The sequence below is a fragment of the Amniculibacterium aquaticum genome (genome assembly GCF_003852705.1).
Lineage (GTDB): Bacteria > Bacteroidota > Bacteroidia > Flavobacteriales > Weeksellaceae > Amniculibacterium > Amniculibacterium aquaticum.
Genome location: NZ_REFA01000011.1, coordinates 67,723 through 87,183, shown reverse-complemented (window position 1 = coordinate 87,183; position 19,461 = coordinate 67,723). Strand labels below are relative to the sequence as shown.

At 36.8% G+C, this 19,461-nt stretch carries 15 protein-coding genes; 5 read left to right on the top strand and 10 right to left on the bottom strand.

Going from position 1 to position 19,461, the window contains the following annotated elements; genetic code table 11:
- On the top strand, window positions 1-218 hold a 218-nt coding region (locus EIY84_RS06640; protein ID WP_206428195.1), incomplete at its 5' end, for an integrase core domain-containing protein.
- A 126-nt stretch (window positions 219-344) separates the two neighbouring features.
- Window positions 345-1,226 (top strand): cupin-like domain-containing protein, encoded by an 882-nt coding sequence (locus tag EIY84_RS06635; RefSeq protein ID WP_124641470.1) that lies wholly within the window; start codon window positions 345-347, stop codon window positions 1,224-1,226.
- Window positions 1,227-1,295: 69 nt separating this feature from the next.
- Here the strand turns inward: EIY84_RS06635 and lepA are convergent, their stop codons facing one another.
- The 10 genes from lepA to EIY84_RS06585 form a co-directional block, all read right to left on the bottom strand.
- Complete coding sequence (gene lepA / locus EIY84_RS06630) at window positions 1,296-3,092, bottom strand: translation elongation factor 4 (protein ID WP_124641467.1); 1,797 nt, start codon at window positions 3,090-3,092, stop codon at window positions 1,296-1,298.
- 94 nt (window positions 3,093-3,186) lie between these two features.
- Window positions 3,187-3,666: a hypothetical protein gene (locus EIY84_RS06625; protein WP_124641465.1), complete on the bottom strand. Its 480-nt coding sequence runs from the start codon at window positions 3,664-3,666 to the stop codon at window positions 3,187-3,189.
- A 115-nt stretch (window positions 3,667-3,781) separates the two neighbouring features.
- Window positions 3,782-5,974, bottom strand: a complete 2,193-nt coding sequence (locus tag EIY84_RS06620; protein WP_124641463.1) for a TonB-dependent receptor — start codon at window positions 5,972-5,974, stop codon at window positions 3,782-3,784.
- A 239-nt stretch (window positions 5,975-6,213) separates the two neighbouring features.
- Window positions 6,214-7,590, bottom strand: a complete 1,377-nt coding sequence (locus tag EIY84_RS06615) for a tetratricopeptide repeat protein (protein ID WP_124641461.1) — start codon at window positions 7,588-7,590, stop codon at window positions 6,214-6,216.
- 249 nt (window positions 7,591-7,839) lie between these two features.
- A complete protein-coding gene (glmM, locus tag EIY84_RS06610) occupies window positions 7,840-9,222 on the bottom strand; it encodes a phosphoglucosamine mutase (RefSeq protein WP_124641459.1) in 1,383 nt (460 codons plus the stop codon).
- A gap of 122 nt (window positions 9,223-9,344) precedes the next feature.
- The gene (locus EIY84_RS06605) at window positions 9,345-9,926 is read right to left on the bottom strand and encodes a 5'-methylthioadenosine/S-adenosylhomocysteine nucleosidase family protein (RefSeq protein ID WP_124641457.1); all 582 of its coding nucleotides are present in this window, start codon (window positions 9,924-9,926) and stop codon (window positions 9,345-9,347) included.
- 70 nt (window positions 9,927-9,996) lie between these two features.
- The gene (gene fabG / locus EIY84_RS06600; protein WP_124641454.1) at window positions 9,997-10,740 is read right to left on the bottom strand and encodes a 3-oxoacyl-[acyl-carrier-protein] reductase; all 744 of its coding nucleotides are present in this window, start codon (window positions 10,738-10,740) and stop codon (window positions 9,997-9,999) included.
- A gap of 93 nt (window positions 10,741-10,833) precedes the next feature.
- On the bottom strand, window positions 10,834-11,505 hold the full coding sequence (gene rsmI, locus EIY84_RS06595) for a 16S rRNA (cytidine(1402)-2'-O)-methyltransferase (protein WP_124641453.1): 672 nt from the start codon (window positions 11,503-11,505) through the stop codon (window positions 10,834-10,836).
- Window positions 11,506-11,672: 167 nt separating this feature from the next.
- Window positions 11,673-13,058, bottom strand: a complete 1,386-nt coding sequence (locus EIY84_RS06590; protein WP_124641451.1) for a UDP-N-acetylmuramate--L-alanine ligase — start codon at window positions 13,056-13,058, stop codon at window positions 11,673-11,675.
- A gap of 79 nt (window positions 13,059-13,137) precedes the next feature.
- Window positions 13,138-14,205: a hypothetical protein gene (locus EIY84_RS06585; protein WP_124641449.1), complete on the bottom strand. Its 1,068-nt coding sequence runs from the start codon at window positions 14,203-14,205 to the stop codon at window positions 13,138-13,140.
- 60 nt (window positions 14,206-14,265) lie between these two features.
- Here EIY84_RS06585 and EIY84_RS06580 point away from each other — a divergent pair, with 60 nt between their 5' ends.
- The 3 genes from EIY84_RS06580 to EIY84_RS06570 are packed head-to-tail and all read left to right on the top strand — an operon-like array spanning window position 14,266 to window position 19,460.
- On the top strand, window positions 14,266-14,850 hold the full coding sequence (locus EIY84_RS06580; RefSeq protein ID WP_124641447.1) for a thymidine kinase: 585 nt from the start codon (window positions 14,266-14,268) through the stop codon (window positions 14,848-14,850).
- Complete coding sequence (locus EIY84_RS06575; protein WP_124641445.1) at window positions 14,851-17,298, top strand: bifunctional UDP-N-acetylmuramoyl-tripeptide:D-alanyl-D-alanine ligase/alanine racemase; 2,448 nt, start codon at window positions 14,851-14,853, stop codon at window positions 17,296-17,298.
- The gene (locus tag EIY84_RS06570; protein ID WP_124641443.1) at window positions 17,298-19,460 is read left to right on the top strand and encodes a patatin-like phospholipase family protein; all 2,163 of its coding nucleotides are present in this window, start codon (window positions 17,298-17,300) and stop codon (window positions 19,458-19,460) included. Before EIY84_RS06575 ends, EIY84_RS06570 begins: the two co-directional genes overlap by 1 nt.
- The last annotated feature ends 1 nt before the right edge of the window (window position 19,461 follow it).

The following is a 19,461-nucleotide window of genomic DNA, read 5'->3' as shown; positions in this document are numbered from 1 at the left end:
GCGTGAAACAAATGAGAAATTACGCAGAAATATGGATGTGGAAATACAACAACGAAAGACCACACAGTGCATTGCAATATCTCACACCGAGGGATTTTTTATTGAAATATGGAAAAATCAGCCACACTAATCCAGCAGATTTTCCCACATTTCAACAAAATTATTCAACACCAACAACAGAAATATTAAATAAAATCTCTACTTTTGAGTGTTACTAAGAATGGGAAGATTACACATTCAATGGATAATCATAAATTTTACATTTATTTTATTCACCTAAAAAAATAATACGCTTTTTAAATTTTAAAAAAATTAATATTTTTGCTATTCTAAGCACAAGTATTATGGGACTGATCCTGAAACCAATAGATGTTGTTGAAGACATTAGCAAAGAAGAATTTGAAGAAAAATACCTAAAAACAAGGACGCCGGTGGTTATTAAAAACATGGCTAAAAAATGGCCTGCTTTTCAAAAATGGACCATGGATTACATGAAAGAAGTGGTGGGTGATGTTACGGTACCGCTCTACGACAGCTCCAAGGCCGATCCTTCTGCTCCTATCAACGCCTCCGCGGCAGAAATGAAGTTTGCAGACTACATCGACTTGATACAAAGCCAACCAACCGATCTTAGGATTTTCTTATTCGACCCTATAAAAAGAGCTCCGGGATTGCTAAACGATTATATTTTTCCAAAAGATTTGATGGGAGGCTTTTTAGACAAATATCCTACCATGTTTTTTGGTGGTCAGGGTTCTGAAACTTTCCTGCATTTTGATATCGATATGGCGCACATCTTCCACACGCATTTTAACGGCAGAAAGCACATTTTGCTTTTTGATTATAAATGGAAAGAGCGATTGTACCAAATCCCGTATGCCACTTATGCTTTGGAGGATTATAACATTGCCAATCCGGATTTCGAAAAATTTCCAGCACTGAAAGGAGTCGAAGGTATTGAGTGTTTCCTAGAACATGGTGATACGCTTTTTATGCCTACAGGTTGGTGGCATTGGATGAAATATTTGGATGGAAGTTTTTCCATTTCATTAAGAGCTTGGGACAAGTCGTGGGCTGTAAAAGCACATTCCCTCTGGAATTTGACCGTCCAGAGAAAGTTTGACAATATCATGAAATCCAAGTTTAAAAAAAATTACATGGATTGGAAAGAAAAGTTGGCCATTATCCGTGCAGAAAAAGCTTTAAAATCCCATTTGCCAAAATAACATTTTCTTTTACATAAAATAAGGGATGCAAACCAACTTGCATCCCTTTTTATTTCTATACTTTTAAAATTAATCGTTCAGTTTTAGTACTGCCATAAATGCAGATTGTGGCACCTCTACTCTACCGATTTGTTTCATCTTTTTCTTTCCTTCTTTTTGCTTTTCTAGAAGCTTTCTTTTTCTGGAAATATCACCTCCATAACACTTAGCCGTAACATCTTTTCTTAAAGCTTTTATGGTTTCTCTGGCGATTACTTTGGTTCCTAAAGCGGCCTGAACTGCAATATCGAATTGTTGTCTCGGGATCAGTTCTCTCAGTTTTTCGCACATTTTCTTACCGATATAATATGCGTTGCTATCGTGGATCAGTGAAGATAGAGCATCCACCATATCTCCGTTGATCAGGATGTCCATTTTTACCAATTTTGACGGTCTGAAACCAATTGGGTGATAGTCGAAAGATGCATATCCTTTGGAAATGGATTTCAAGCGATCATAAAAATCGAAAACCACTTCGGACAATGGCATATTGAATACCAACTCGACCCTATCGGTGGTTAGGTAACTTTGGTTAACCAACTCGCCTCTTTTCTCGATACACAAAGTCATAACCGATCCTACAAAATCCGATTTTGTGATGATGGATGCTTTAATGTACGGCTCTTCTACCCTGTCCATGGTGGTTGGATCCATCATTTCGGAAGGGTTGTTAATTAAAATGGCTTCTTCAGGATCTTTTTTGGTATAACCGTGGTACGATACATTGGGAACGGTAGTAATCACATTCATGTTGAACTCTCTGTCCAATCGTTCCTGTACGATTTCCATGTGCAACATCCCTAGGAATCCGCATCGGAAACCAAAGCCTAAGGCTGCAGAACTTTCGGCTTCAAACACCAAAGAAGCATCGTTCAGTCTTAATTTTTCCAAAGAAGCTCTCAGCTCTTCAAAATCCTCGGACTCAATCGGGTAGATTCCGGCAAAAACCATGGGTTTAACCTCTTCAAAACCTTCAATCGCTGCAAGAGCAGGATTTTCGGCAGAGGTAATGGTATCTCCCACCTTAACCTCTCTAGCGTCTTTAATCCCTGAGATGATGTATCCAACATCTCCACATTCTATGGATTTTTTTGGAGCTTGTTTCAGTTTCAAGGTTCCCACTTCATCGGCATCGTAAGTTTTGCTTGTTGCCATGAATTTTACTTTCTGTCCCTTCTTTATGCTCCCGTTCACAATTTTAAAATAGGCTTCAATCCCTCGGAAAGGATTGTAAACCGAGTCAAAAATTAGAGCTTGAAGTGGTGCTTCTGGATCACCAACTGGAGCAGGAATTCTTTCAACAATTTGCTCCAATAACTGATGTACCCCTTCACCGGTTTTTCCAGAAACTCTTAATACATCTTCGTATTCGCAACCAATAAGGTTCATGATTTCATCCGTTACCTCTTCTGGATTGGCGGATGGAAGATCGATTTTATTAAGAATTGGGATGATGGTCAGATCATTTTCCAGCGCCAAATACAAATTGGAAATGGTCTGCGCCTGAATACTTTGTGCAGCATCTACAATAAGAAGAGCCCCTTCGCATGCGGCAATAGATCGGGAAACCTCGTAAGAAAAATCCACATGTCCGGGAGTATCAATCAAGTTAAGAACAAATTTCTCTCCTTTGTACTCATAATCCATTTGTATGGCATGAGACTTTATGGTGATTCCTCTTTCTTTCTCCAAATCCATATCGTCCAAAGTCTGAGACTGAAGCTCTCTTTGGGTTACGGTATTGGTATATTCTAAAAGCCTATCTGCCAAGGTGCTTTTACCGTGGTCGATGTGGGCGATGATGCAAAAATTACGGATATTTTTCATTCAGTTTTCTGATAATTTGCAAAGGTAGTATTTTCAAATAAAAAATCCTCTAAAAAGTTGTTCTTAGAGGATTTAAGTATTATTTTTTCAAAAATCAGACTTCAATTCCCATGGAAGAAAAAGTCATGTTGATCTTGACTTTGGAAGTTGTTGGTACTCCCACACAAGTTGCTGGTTTCCATTTTTTATTAATTCTTCTGAAAATGTATTTCATATCTTCAAAAAAATATTTGCTGTTGGGCACTTCAGGATGTCCTTCTACATCTGTTACATCGCCCTCTTTGTTGATGGTAATGACAAAGGAAAAATCTCCATTTAGTCGATACATATCCGAATTTAGATAGGTCATCATATACTTTGAGAGCAGTGAACTAAAGGCATAAGTTCCGCCTTCAAATTGCGCCGGTGACAAAATATCACAATCTTTAATTGCTAATTGGAAAAATGGTTTTTTAATTTCAAGTTGGTTGATATTTCTGCTGTTCTCTGTATTCATTTCCAATCGATCCTCAAGGTCTTGAGCGAAAAAGATGGATGAAACGAATAAGGATGCAAAAAACAAAAATTTCTTCATGTTTTAGTTTAAATAATTTTCTTCATTTTATGATTTCCAATGAGGTCATTAAAAATCAGATTGCAAAATTATCTATTTTTCAGCAATATACAAATCATTCTAAACAAAATTTAGCTTACAAATTGTTGTTAATGGCATCGTTGGTCTTGTCCACACCAAAAGAAATGAACGCCCCAATAAAAACGAAAGAACCAATGGGAGGAACTGTTGCTGCATTTCGGCTTCCGTCTTGTGAAAACTGATATCCGTACACATTTTTAGATCCCAGAATATTGGAAATACTCAGCACCAAAACGGTAAAATATTTAGAATCCTGTTTGCCGAGATTGGGCAAATAGTTCACGGAAAAATTCAAAGAATTATAGTCTTTCACCCATCCCGAATTTCTTAAATAATTCTGTCCACCGTTGTTGGCAATGTCGTAAAAAGGTCTTCCGGAATTGTAAGTATATGACAGATTGAATCCTGTTTTCCAATTGGTTACAAATTTTTTAGCAACAACGGATAAGGTATGTTTGGCAGCAAATGTGGGTACTAAAAACGACGGATAATTAAGAAACTCCCTTTCGGTATCGAGGTAAGAATAAGAAACCCAATAATCTATGGTCTTCAAAGATTTTTTATCCCTCCAAAAAAGTTCGATGCCTTTTGCTTTTCCAGAGCCATCATTGTTGATTGTATTTTGAAAAAATCCATTGCTTAGGGTTTTATCCAGATTAGAATAGTTTTTGTAAAACGCTTCCATCCTTAAACTTCTTCCGTCTGCATTTCTTTGCAATTGAAAAATATAATGCTCGGCCTTTTGATAGCCCAAAGAAAGTGGGTAGTTCAGGTATTTGCTATCCGGATTTTGATAAAAAACTCCGTATGCCAAAGAGCTAATCCAGTCGGAGGACAGCTTATAGGCCAAAGCCATTCTTGGGGAAAAATTCATTTTATTCAAATAATCGGAATGCTCTGCTCTAGCTCCAAGTTTGGTTGAAAATCGGTTGCTAAAAGCCCAATCCATTTCTGCAAAACCCGATGAAATAAAATCGTGAAAATCCTTTCCGTAATTGTTGCTCTCTTTACTTTGATTCAGTTCAAAACCGGCTCTAATGGCCGAAACTGCATTCAGTTTTCTTTCGACCACTGCTTTTCCATTCCAGTAATTTCCTTTGTTTTGCAATGGAAAATACGATATTTGTTGTCCCAAATTGTAGCTATAAAAGTACAAATCGGAATGGTTATAGGCCACAGAAGTTCCTATTTTTAACAAATAACTTCCGAATTTTTGTTTGAATGAAAGGTTGTGGTAGGTATTTAATGAATTAAGGCCGGTTTCCGTTTGGTCTGAATTGGCTTCTAAACTTTCATTTTGAACCTTCATTGTTCCTTGGTCGAAATTGCCATAGTATTTCCACATCCCTCCGGATTTTGTTTTGATTCTAAAATTGGCATCTGCAGACCAATCTTCCGGAGCTTTTGTAAAATGGGTATTAAAATTAAGAAGTTTTTGCATCAATCTAAGATTGGAATAGCCCAAACTGGCTCCAAAAGAATGATTTTTATCCTTGGACAAATGTTGAAAACTTCCGTTGATAAAAATGGGAGATATCCCTACATCGTACGAAGAAGTCTCTGGCAAATCGACACTTTCCAACATCAGTGCTCCTGACAAAGCTTGTCCATAGAGTGCAGAATATCCACCGCTGGAAAAAACATTACCCTTGAAAAGCGAAGTATTGAACCGGTCTCTCCCTGCCATTCCTGGGATGGAGGTCGAAAAATAATTGTTGACCAAAGAGCCGTCCATAAAAATTTTAGCTTCTGTACCGCTACCTCCGCGGATGAACAAGCCTTCGGTATCGCCTACTTTTTGTACTCCCGGTAGATAATTGAGTGCTGAAGATATCTGTCCGTCGGCTCCGGCTGTTGTATATATATCTATGGGAGAAAGCAGTGCTGTTGCTCGATTTTTGTCGCTTGCCTCTATGTTTCCTGCGGTGATGACCACAGCATCTATTTCATTAATCTTTTCTTTTAAAGTTGCGTTTTGAAGGATATTTTCTGATGTTATGTTTGTTTCCACCGAGGTTTCTACATATTTGTGATGGGTAAATTCCAAGATTTTTTTTCCTTTTTCTTCGGTTGTGAAGGAATAATGACCGTTGCCGTCTGTAGTTGCTCCGTCATAGGTGTCTTTTAGGGTTACGCTGACATCCTTAACCGGTTTGTTTCTGTAAGTTACCGTTCCGGAAATGGTAATTTGTGAAAATGAAAATTGAAAAAACAATACCGTTACACAAAAGAAAATAATTTTATTCATGGTTTTTATTCATATTTTTTTTGATTTCACAAAATTAGAATAAAATTAAAAACCGTTTGAAAAAAATTTTCAAACGGTTATTGCTTGTTCATGTTAAGATCTGTATCTCTCCTGAGTGGTTGCAGCCCGACTTGAGCGGAAATCTTTTTTTTACGGCTGGCTTTTGTAGGTTTTTTTGAAAAGCGTGGGCAAAAAAAGATTGGGAGCGGAAGGCGGAAAAGCTGCCCAAAGAAAAAAAATTATAATCCTTTTTTTCCGGACTTGACTTTCTTGACTTCGGATTTTAGGGTTGGATATTTCATTTTCATATCTTCTAACAACGAAGCGTCTAAGAAAATGGCTTGTGCCAATGCATTGTTGGCTTCCTTGTTCATTTTTAGGTGGAAATAGGAGTTGCTCAATTGGTAATACAATTCTGCTCTTTCGTTCTTTTCTATGGCCAATTTCAGGGCGGTTACGGCTTCTTCGTATTCGCCAATGAGCATCAAAACTTCGGTGTAGGCATACCAATTGTAGAAGCGGTCGGGTTCGGCATCGATCAATCTGACCAAACATTCCAAACTTTCTTCGTAACGGCCGGCTTCTATGTACAGATATGCTAATTTTTTTTGATAGTCCAAATTGTTGGTGTTGAGAAAGGTTGCTTCTCTTGCGAAATGCAAGGCCTCTTTCATGCTGCCCATTTCTTCGTACAATTCGCTTTGTTCCATCATCGCGAGATAAAACTGAGGGTCTTCTCGAAGTGATTTTTGAAATGCATTGAGCGCCGCTGTCAGTTGCTTCATTTCTTTGTAGCAAAGTCCAATTTTGTAGAATGTATAGGCTTTGGTAAATTCGTATTCCATGGATTCTTCATAGGTGGAGATGGCATTTTTCCAAAGTTTCATTGCTTCGTAACATGCTGCAATATTGGCATATACCCCAACGGAAGTACTGTTGATGGCCAAAAGGAAATCGAAACCTTTTATGGCTTCTTCGTAATTTTTTTTGTTGAAATAATACTGTCCGTACTCCATCCAAGCGGTTTCGGAATAGGGAAACTGGTCCAAATAATGGTTTAGGAAGTCGATGGCTTCATCGGATTTGTTGAGTCGGTTGAAGCAGAACATGGCGTTTTCCAAGGCATAATCGTCTTGTGCATCGGCTTTCAGTGCCAATTGATAATGCTTTAGGGCATTGAAAGGATCGCCGATATTGACCAATTCGTCGGCAATAAAATTGTGCAAGAAATTTTCTTCATCGCCCAATTGCAGAGCCATTTCGCAATATTCAATGGCTTTTTTGGTATGTCCAAGGTTGGAGTAGTATTTGGCACAGCACACCAAAAAATCGGTGCTGTCTCCGGATGTGTCTTTCAGTTCTTCAATGATGATTTTGGCTTCTGAATAGTGTTCCAATTCCAAAAGGACTTCTAATTTTTTGGTTTTCACTTCAATAGAATCCGGGTGCAATTTGGTTGCAAAATTCACTGCGGTTTCTGCCAATTCTACATCTCCAATTTCGAGATAATGAATGATGATTTCTTCCAACTCGTCGGTATCAAAGTAGGTTTCTTCATTATTCTCAATCATATTTTCGAACTTTACAATCAGTTCGTTTTCAAAAAATTCCTCCAAAATGGTTTATTTTTAAATTAAACACCATCAAAAATGATGCTAATCTTAGAGCCTATTTAAAATTTTACCGATATAATAATTCGGCTATTTCTAATCTTTCTTATCTGCCTTTTTGTATTCTATTTAGCGTATTTTGCATTTTAAATTTTTGTTTTAGCCTGCTAAAACTTCAATTTTAAAACCCAAAATCCATCTAAATATCTTTACAAAAATTCTAGATATAAAATTTAAACAGGCTCTAAGTTTTTTCTAAATTAACGATTTCATTTTAGCGATCATTTTATCGCCCAAATTATCGGCTTCTTCTTGCGTTGGAGCTTCGGTATAGATTCGGATAATCGGTTCGGTATTGGATTTTCTTAGGTGTACCCAATTTCCTGGGAAATCAATTTTCACTCCGTCCACTGTTGAAATTTCTTGATCTTTAAATTCAACTTTCATTTTTTCCAACAAGGCATCTACATCGATGGTTGGGAGCAAATCGATTTTCTTTTTCCCCATAAAATAAGGCGGATAAGAAGCTCTAAGTTCTGAAACCTTTTTATTTTCTTTGGCCAAATGCGTCAAGAACAAAGCTGCGCCTACCAAGGAATCTCTTCCGTAATGCAAATCCGGGTAGATGATGCCGCCGTTGCCTTCGCCACCGATTACGGCATTTTTTTCTTTCATCAAATTCACCACATTGACCTCACCCACTGCCGATGCAAAATATTCTGAATTGTGTCTGTGGGCAACATCTCTCAGGGCTCTGCTGGATGAAAGGTTAGAAATGGCCACTCCGTTTTTATTTTTCAAAAGATAATCGGCTACAGCAACCAAAGTATATTCTTCACCGAACATTTCGCCGTTTTCATCGATAAGAGCCAAACGATCTACATCCGGATCGACCACGATGCCCAAATCGGCTTTTTCGGTTTTCATCAATTCGCAAATATCGGTAAGATGCTCTTTTAACGGTTCTGGATTGTGTGGAAATTGACCGTTTGGTTCGCAGTATAATTTTACCACTTCGCAACCCAGTTTTTCCAACAATGGTGGCAAGGAAATTCCCCCTGTTGAGTTAACAGCATCCAAAACTACTTTGTATTTTTTAGCTTTTATGGCTTCTGCATCCACCATTGGCAAGTCTAAAATTTTCTGAATATGGATATCGAAAGCGTCGTTTCTGGTTTCGTAAGATCCCAAATCGTCCACTTGAGCATAGTCGAAATCTTCATTTTCAGCCAATTCCAAGACTTTAGCTCCTTCTTCAGCATTGATGAATTCGCCTTTATCGTTCAACAATTTCAGGGCGTTCCATTGTTTTGGGTTGTGAGAAGCGGTTAGGATAATCCCACCGTCTGCATTCAGTTCGGGCACCATCACTTCTACTGTTGGTGTGGTAGAAAGTCCCAAATCGATCACATTGATCCCTAAACCTTGTAAGGTCGATGCCACCAAGGAAGATACCATTTGTCCAGAAATTCGGGCATCACGACCGATAACGATGGTTAAATTTTTAGAATTTTTATTTTGTTGAAGCCAAGTTCCGAAGGCCGAAGCAAATTTTACTACATCCAAAGGGGTAAGGTTGTCGTTTACTTTTCCACCTATGGTACCACGGATTCCGGATATTGATTTAATTAATGACATAAAATTTTAATAGTTTGAATTTGAAATGGTTATTTTTAAATTTTTGCAAATTTACGGAAAAGTAAAAGTAAACCGCTTAACACGGTGTTAAATCTATCCTAAACTTTATCCACAAAGATGGATTAGTCCAATCCCAGAGAAGATTTCAAAGCTTTTGCAGCTTTTTTTACCCCTTCATTCCAATCGTCCACAGCGTTGTCATCTGCACCGTCCGAAATGTACTTTAAGCAAAGAAAAGGGATCTGTTCTCTTTGGGCAATCGCAGCCAATGCATAGGCTTCCATGTCCACCACATTGTATTCGGTATTGCGATGTTCGGTTTCGAAAGAGTCTCCAGTGCCACAGGTTCCTAGATTCAGCTCGTCCAATTCCAATCCGTATTTTAAAATGGATTCTTCTTTTGCAAATGGTGTTTTGAATTTTTCAAATCCTAAGGCGGAAACATCCATGTCCCTTTGTACAAATTGATTGCAACAAACCACTTCGCCACGGTTGAACAAAGTACTGCCGGCTGTACCCAAGTTAATGATGATATCAGGAGCATATTTGGCAATAGCTTTTGTTAATTCATAACTTGCATTGATCTTGCCTAATCCTGTAAAAATCAATTGATAATCATCAAACAAATTTACGGCTTCTTCTTTCATTGCAAAGACGAAAATAGGTCTTTGAAAAATGGATTTTTGTAGGGTTATTTTTTTCATATTTATTCAAAAAAAACTTTGGAAAAGTCGAGCTTTCCCAAAGTTGTATTTATTATTATATCAACAAATTTTAGGTAAGCATTCCGCCATCCACATTCATTACTTGACCGGTAATGTACGCCGACATGTCGCTGCCCAAAAACACGCAAGCATTGGCAACATCTTCCGGTTGACCTCCTCTTTTCAAAGGGATTGCTTCTCTCCAACCTTGTACGGTTTTTTCATCCAAAGCAGCAGTCATTTCGGTTTCTATAAAACCTGGAGCAATGGCATTGCAACGGATGTTTCTAGAGCCCAACTCCAAAGCAATGGATTTAGAAAAACCAATAACACCGGCTTTAGATGCTGCATAATTGGCTTGTCCGGCATTGCCTTTGACCCCAACTACAGAAGTCATGTTGATGATGGATCCTGCTTTTGCTTTCATCATCGGTTTGATAACCGCTTTGGTTAGATTAAATACCGAATCCAAATTGACTTTGATGATGGTGTCCCAATCTTCTTTGGACATCCTAAGCATCAGGTTATCGCGCGTAATTCCGGCATTGTTGATGAGAATATCGATTTTTCCAAAATCAGTCATTACATCATCGACCAATTTTTGAGCGGCTTCATAATCTGAGGCATCCGATTGATAGGCTTTGATCTGAGTTACAGCACCCAATAAAGTTTCCAATTCTTGAGCTTTTTCTACAGAACCTGCGTAGGTAAAGGCTATTTTGGCACCTTGCGCAGCGAATATTTCTACAATTCCTTTTCCAATTCCTCTTGTTCCGCCTGTGATTAAGGCTACTTTTCCTTCGAGTAATTTCATGATTTTATTATTTTCTTATGTATGATGCAAATTTAGAAAAATTATGCACGACTTTGTTAATTTCTTATTGGGCTTGAAATCAATTAAAAACGATTAAGCATTATTCACAATTAATACAATTTCTCCTTTTAAAGTTTTACTTTTGGAAAAATCAATCAAGTCGTTGATGGTTCCTCTTTTGGTTTCTTCAAATTTTTTGGAAATCTCACGACTCAGGCTCACCCGAGTTTCTTCGCCAAAATACTCTTTTATTTGTTCCAAAGTCGTATTGATCTTGTGTGGGCTTTCGTACAAAATAATGGTTTTCTTTTCTTCTGCCAATTGTTTTAATTTGGTTTGTCTTCCTTTTTTTTGAGGTAAAAAACCTGCAAAATAAAAGTCGTGATTGGGAAGTCCAGAGACCACCAATGCCGGTACAAAAGCCGTTGCTCCCGGAAGGCAAATCATTTCGACATTGTTATCGGCACCTGCTTTTGCCAGGAGATATCCTGGATCCGAAATGCCTGGTGTTCCGGCATCTGTGATGATGGCAATGTTTTGTCCGTCCTTCAAATCTTGTATTACTTTTTCAGTTGCCTGATGCTCGTTATGAAGGTGATAGGAACGCAAAGGCTTGGATATTTCGAAATGTTTGAGCAAAACCCCAGAAGTTCGGGTATCTTCGCACAAAATATAATCGACTTCTTTTAGAACTTTGATGGCTCTAAAGGTCATGTCTTCTAAATTACCTACGGGTGTTGGTACAAAATATAGGATCCCGCTCATTTTTTATTTTTTTTGTTGGAATTTATTCCAATTTTGATAAATCGCTTTTTATGCATCTTTAGGATGGAAAATATCCAATCCTGTATATTGGCCGTTTCTACGGAACTCTCTATTTTATAAGTAGAAAAGTAAGCATCGATGGACAGTCTGAGGTTTTGACCAGTGGTCTAATCTAATGATAAATTTTCGTACAAATCTTTACAAAAATCTTCCAGTCCAGGATCTCTCGCGCCCATCAATAAAAGGACATCGCCGGATTTTAAAACTTTTTTTAGTTCTTTAGATAGGTTGTTTCTGTCTTCAACAAAATGGGATTTTGAACCTTTTATTTTGATATCATTAACCAAATCGTTGGCCGAAATATCTTTGACAGCAGTACCTCCGGCATAGAAAATTTCGGACATCCAGATTTCATCATTAGGGCGAAGTGCTTGTGAAATTTCATCAACAAAATCTTTTCTGAGAAATCGTGTAGGGCCGTAACCGTGCGGTTGAAACCATGCAATAACCTTGTTGGAAAGCGGTTGACATGCTCTAATGCTCGCAGCACATTTTGCAGGATTGTGGGCATAATCGTCAATGACCCAAACTCCGTTTTTATTTCCTAAGATTTGTTGCCTTCTGTAGATTCCCTCGTAATTTTCTAGGCTTTTGGCACAAGTTTCCAGATCTATTCCTATTTGGTGAAGTACAGCTACTGCAGCAGTAGCATTTTCAACAGAATATTGACCAATGGCATTCATTTTAAAAACTTGATTTCGCAGTTGGAAACTCAGCTGAAAACCATCTTGAACAAAATTTGTGGCATTGTAACCCGATTTGTTATTTTCAAATCCAAAATCTTGATTTGCATCTGTTGATAATTGTTTTGAATATTTATTGTTCTGATTAACAACAAACAGTCCTGTTGTATTTTTTTTGAACTGACCGAACAAGTCCATCAATTCGTCGATTTCTTGATGGTCTTTGTCCACATTCAGTAACAAACCAATTTCTGGGTGGTATTGCACTACAGATCCGTCGCTTTCATCGGCTTCAATAATCAGCCAATCGCCTTTCCCAACATAGGCATTTCCTATTTTTCCTTTTTTGATGATGCTGGTAAGTCCGGCTCCTGAAATTACGCTGGGATCCCATCCTGCATCCAATAAAATTTGGAATAACATAGCCGATGTGGTCGATTTACCAGAAGTTCCGGCAACAGCAATGGTTCTTTTGCTTTTGGCAATAATGGACAGCAGCTCGCTTCTTTTGATGATTGTTATCCCCAATTCTTTGGCTTTTTGTACTTCATAAACCGTGTCTTCTATTGCTGTAGAAACCACTACAAGATCGGTTTTTTCGGTAATACCGCTACCGTCTTGTAGAAAGCAGGAAATACCTTCGGTTTCTAGTTGAGTTTTGGTTTTGTTGTATTCGTCCGGGTGAAAATAACGATCACTTCCCGAAACATTTTTCCCTATACCTTGCAAATATTGGGCAATAGCAGACATGCCTACCCCTGCTACACCTATAAAAAATGGATTTTTGAAATCCGAAATTGTTTTAATCATAAAAAGTACTTTCAAAAAAATTATTTGAAATTTATCCGATGCTAAGTAACAAAAAAAATCCCTTTTCAGGGATTTTAGTTTATAAAAATTTGTTTTCGACCAAGGTCCAAAGTCGCTGTGCATAGTCATCTACTTTGTCCCATTTTTTATCGTAATACAAATCGCTAAGATACTCTTTGGCTTGTTCTAGGGTATCAAAACCATTCAGGATGGAGATGGTTTCGTTCATTTCCGATTGACTTCCGTCGAATAAAAATTTAGAAAATGCAATCTTATCGTTCATGTCCAATCGAAATTCTATTTTCTTTTTAGTCGCGATGGTTTTTACCTCTTCAACTGTTGTTTTTGCTTCAACAAGAGGTTTTTCAAGGATTGGATGGTGTGGGTTTACCCTTTCCAAAGGATCGTCGTCAAAGAGGCTTTCGATCATTTTCATTCCTTTTATTTGGGTCAGGCTGATTTTTTTATCCTCAGGAGCTTTGGGTTCGCTTTCCAGATATACCGTTTTCTCGGATGGTTTAGGATCGTTTTTTTCGTAATCTACAATTTTACCTCTATTGGGCAAATCTTCGGATTTTATATCGGTTTCAACCTTTATTTCATCAGAAATACTAAGATTTTCATCATCTCCATCTTCTTTCATCAGTTCGGCAACAGGAAGTTCATCATCCAAATCATTAATCGATTCTTCATAAATTTCCTTTGAATTTTCAAACGATTCAGCAGGTATTTCAGGTTGATTGTCCACAACTGCCTCTTCAAAAACTTCATGGGTTTCATTTGAAATTTCAGATGTTTCAACTGCAATTTCTTCGGATTCTTCAGAATTTATTTCATTCAATTCATTATTAAAAATAACCTCTTCCAACTCTTGGTTATCGGTATCCAATGCTTCGCTTTCGTCGATAAACATTTCGTTTTCGTACAACTCGGTCTCGTTGATGAGCTGAGTTTCTTGTTGAGTTTTTGATAGTAGACTGTCTTTGTTTTTATCCAGAACCTTTAGGAAAGCCACTCTTTCTGTAAGTTCGTTCAACAAATCTTGTTTGAGCAATAGCTCGTCTCTATTGGTAATTTTCGAAAGGCTTTCGAGGATGTTTTGGCATTCAAAAAAAACTTTTTCCTCGATATCAACTAAGTTTTGCATAATAGACTTGATTAAAATTTCCTTAATTTTGAAATTTAATTCTTACGGCTAATTTAATAAATGTTTTTAGAAAATACAATAAACCACGCAAAACAAAGTGGATGGATGGAAGTAATCTGTGGATCAATGTTTTCCGGGAAGACCGAAGAGCTGATCCGAAGGTTGAGGCGTGCAGAAATGGCGGGGCAAAAAGTGGAAATCTTTAAACCAAAAATTGATACCCGATACGATGATGTAGAAGTGGTGTCGCACAATCACAACAAAATATTGAGTACTCCTGTTGAAAGTTCACACGAAATTTTGCTTTTGGGATCCACATGCGATGTCATTGGGATAGACGAAGCTCAGTTTTTTGATGAAAACATTACTGATGTCGCCAATCAACTGGCCAATAATGGCATACGAGTTGTTATTGCAGGACTGGATATGGACTTTTTGGGCAGGCCTTTTGGACCAATGCCTTATCTTATGGCAACCGCTGAGTATGTAACCAAAGTGCACGCCATTTGCAGAAAAACAGGAAACTTAGCCAACTATTCTATGAGAACAACTTCTGGAGAAAACCTTGTCGAATTGGGAGAAACCGATAGTTACGAGGCGGTCAGTAGAAGGGTTTTTGTGGATGAAGTTCTAAATAAATACTAAATGAATTACACGACCAGAGATATTGCATACATCACACAATCCGAGTTGATTGGTGATGAAAACTTGCATATCCGTAAAATCGCTTTTGACAGTAGAAACATCTACTCCACCCAAAATACGGCATTTATTGCCATCAATACCAAGAAAAATTCTGGTGAAAAATACATTTCATCGGTTATTGATAAAGGAGTAAAAATTATTATAGCCGAGAGAATTACACAAAATTCCGAAGGCATAACTTGGATTATTGTAAAAGATGGAATCTCTTTTTTACAAAAATTAGCAGAATTCCATTTCAAACAATTTACAGAATTGATATCGATTGGTGTTACCGGGAGCAACGGAAAAACCATTGTTAAGGAATGGCTGTATCAAAGTCTGATGAACGACTACAAAGCCGTAAAAAGTCCCAAGAGTTTCAACTCTCAGTTGGGATTGCCTCTATCGTTGTTGGACATTTCCAAAGACCATGAAATTGGAATTTTTGAAGCCGGAATTTCAAAAAAAGGAGAAATGGAAAAATTGGAACATGTTTTTTCTCCAAAAATTGGAGTTCTTACCCACATCGGTTCTGCCCATGCCGCTCATTTTGATGATGAAAAAGAACTGATCTTGGAAAAACTTCTATTGTTTAAGAATTCAGAAACCATCATCTACAACGGAGATCACGCTTTGGTAAACGAATTAATACAGCAACACTATTCCCATAAAAATCTAATTTCTTTTGGATTAAATTCCAACAACAACATTCGCATACAAAACGATTGGAACAATAAAAATGAAGATTTAATCATACAATGTTTTAACGACTCTTTTATCCTTCCGGTTAGCAAAAGAGACTCCGCAACCTTAACCAATGCCTTGGCAGTTATTGCCGTTCTTTGTCATTTAAACTACGATTACCACACGGTTGTTGATAAGATAAATGTTCTGAAATCCGTAGAAATGCGATTGGAAAGTGTAGAAGGCGTACGAAACAATACCTTGATCAACGATTCATTCAATCTGGATTTGGACTCGTTAATTATTGCTTATCAATTTATAAAAGAATATAAAAAAGATCGTAAAGTATTGGTTCTTACGGATTTCGTGGAAGGTAAAAATACAGAAAATCTTTATTCTGAGGTGGTAAAACTGACCAACGAACAAAATTTTGACCAATTATTTTTGATAGGAAAAGAAATAAGGAAGCTTGAAAATGAATTCAATACCGAAACTTATTCTTTTGATAGTACAGAAAAACTACTTGTTAGCCAAGAAATCAACCAAATTTCAAATTCATTAATCTTACTAAAAGGAGCTAGAAAATTTGAAATAGAAAAAATAAAATTCCACCTGGAATTGCAAAAACACGATACGGTATTGGAAGTTAATCTGAACGCTATCCTTCACAACATCAATGTTCACAAAGCGCTTCTAAAACCAGAAACCAAAATGATGGCAATGGTAAAAGCCTACTCGTATGGATTAGGTGGATATGAGATTGCTGAGTTTTTGCAACATCACCACATCGACTATCTTGGTGTGGCTTTTGCCGATGAAGGAGTTGATTTGAGGAAAAATGGAATTACCACACCTATAATCGTGATGAATCCCGAGCAACACAGTTATCAATCGGTTATTGACTATAATTTGGAACCCGAAATTTATAGCTTCCGAGTTTTGGATTTATTTTACGAGCAGCTTAAAAATAAAGGTTTGGAAGGCAAATATCCGATACACATCAAGCTGGAAACCGGTATGCACCGATTGGGTTTCAAGGAGCGTGAAATTGAAGAGCTTGTGGGGAAACTTGGTAGCATGAATCTGAAAGTTAAAAGCATATTCAGCCATCTTTCATCATCGGACATTCCATCAGAAAAAGATTTTACCCTGAAACAAATTTCAACTTTTGATCGTGTTTCATCGGCTCTAATAAAAGGATTGAACTATCAACCCATTCGACACATTCTTAATTCTGCTGGAATCAATAATTACCACAAATATCAATTCGACATGGTAAGGATAGGAATTGGGATGCTCGGGATATCAGGAGATGAAGAAATGAGTAAAAAGCTTCAAAGAACTGTAAGTTTTAAAACGGTTATTTCTCAAATTTCCGAAGTTGAGGCTTTAGAATCTGTAGGATACAACAGAAATTATAAAACGGAAAATCTTACAAAAATAGCCACCATCCCTGTGGGTTATGCCGACGGAATACCGAGATCCATAGGAAATAAAGTGGGATCTGTAGGGATAAACGGAAAAATATACCCCATTGTTGGTAATGTATGTATGGATATGTTGATGGTAGATGTAAGCCAGTCCAACGCCAAAGAAGGCGATGAAGTGTGTATTTTTAATGGAAATCCTAATCTTGAAAAATTTTCGGAATATTGTAAAACCATTCCTTATGAAGTATTAACTTCCATTTCGAGAAGGGTAAAAAGAGTTTATATTAAGAATTAATGACAAAAAAAGCGGTTTTATTCATCTTATTTTTTCTCTATACTTTTTTACAATCTCAGGTAAAAAAGGACTTCGTCGTTCCTGAAAATGCCAAAATAGGACTTTCCCTCTCGGGTGGTGGTGCTAAAGGCTTTGCCCATGTTGGGGTACTGAAAGTTTTGGACTCTTTGGGTGTAAAGGTAGATTACATCTCTGGCACCAGTATGGGAGCCATAATTGGTGGTTTGTATGCCTCCGGATATTCGGGTAAAGAAATAGAAAAAATGGTAAAAGAAATCGACTTCTACTCCATTTTAGCCAATAAAAAAAACAGAAAAGAATCTACTTTTTTTAATAAAGCCACAGACAAATACATACTGAATATTCCTATAAAAAATGGTAAAATTAATTTTCTACCTAAAGCCTATTCTAAGGGACAAAAAAATATATATTTCCTAAAAGAATTGTTTAAAAATGTGTCCAATGTCAACGATTTTTCCAAACTTCAAATTCCTTTTTTATGCATTGCAACCAATCTAGAAAATGGTAAAAAGAAAATATTTGAAAATGGAGATTTGGTCAATTCCATTATGGCAAGCACTGCCTTTCCCGGTTTAATAGATCCTGTTAAAGTTGGAGATTCTTTGTACATAGACGGTGCCATTACTGTAAATTATCCGTCAAAACCATTAAAAGATAAAGGTATGGATGTTGTAATTGGCGTAGATCTAAATCAAGGTTTGGCCGATTCTAAAAATCTAAATTCTGCTGTAGATATTCTCAATCAAGTTATCGACTTTAACATTCAAAAAGAAACCAAAAACCAGTATCAATATACCGATATCAACATCAAACCCAATTTGGAAGGACTAACAGCTACAAGCTATAATGACAAGAAAAAAATTATTGAACTGGGATCAGAAGCAGCTTTGGATTACATCAATATTCTAGAAAAACTTCCTAAAAAAATTAATAAAGATACCAAAGCAAGTTATAGCAACATTTACTCATCGGTGTATAAAATAGACAGCTTGGCATTGGAAAACAACAATATTTTTAACACATCCTATGTCCGAGGTAAATTGGGTCTAAAAACACCATCCATGCAGACCTATGGCAGCATCAACCGGATGATAGAAAAGTTGTATGCTACCAATAATTATGATTTGATATCCTATGAAATCAATGATGTTGAGGATAAAAAAGTTTTAAAATTAAATGTTACAGAAAACGATACACGATTTTATCTGAAATTTGGGCTTCATTATGATGAAATTTTTCATACCGGATTGTTGATGAATGCGACCATAAAAAGACTTATTTTCAGAAATTCTACCATTACTTTGGATGTGGTAATTGGCGACAAACCGAGATACTATTACAATTATTTTATTGATAACGGATACATTCCAGGATTCGGAATTTATTCTTCAGGAATGTCATTCAACCTAAACAATACCTATGGAGATCCTGTCGAGACCTGGAATTGGTTTAGAAATGAAGCGTATTTGCAATCCATTTGGAGAGATAAATTTGCTATTGGTGGTGGTATAAGTTTAGACTATTTCCAGTCCAAAAACATTGCAAAAACATTACAATTGGACAAAACCTATCTTAATCCTTATCTATTCATAAAAACGGACACACAGGACGATAAAGAGTTTCCTACTCGTGGTTTTTATCTTAATGCAGAAGGAAAAGTTTTAGATGTCTTGAATTCTACATTAGAAAAAAATTCACTTCAGGCAAAAATTAACGCCACCATCAATATTCCTTTAAAAAAATATTTGACCTACAGAATGAACATGTTTGGTGGTTTCAGTATTGGCAACCAAATACCCTATTTTTACACCTATAGATTTGGTGGCTTGTTCGAGCAAAATTTAGGAAATTTTATAGCATTTAGTGGCAACAATTTTGGTGAAGAAAGTTCACAAAATTTACTTTCTACATCCGTAATTTTAGAAGGAAATTACAATAAAAAATTCTATCTGAGTACGAATTTTGATTTTGCAAATCCATTTTTTACAATCAATATTAAAGAACTTTTTACCGTTAAAAAATATGGATTAGGAATAACCGCAGGTTACAAATCCCCTTTTGGACAAATTAAATTGAACTACAGTACAGACTCAAAATTTAATAAAAAAATATTCAATGTCATATTGGGACATTGGTTTTAAA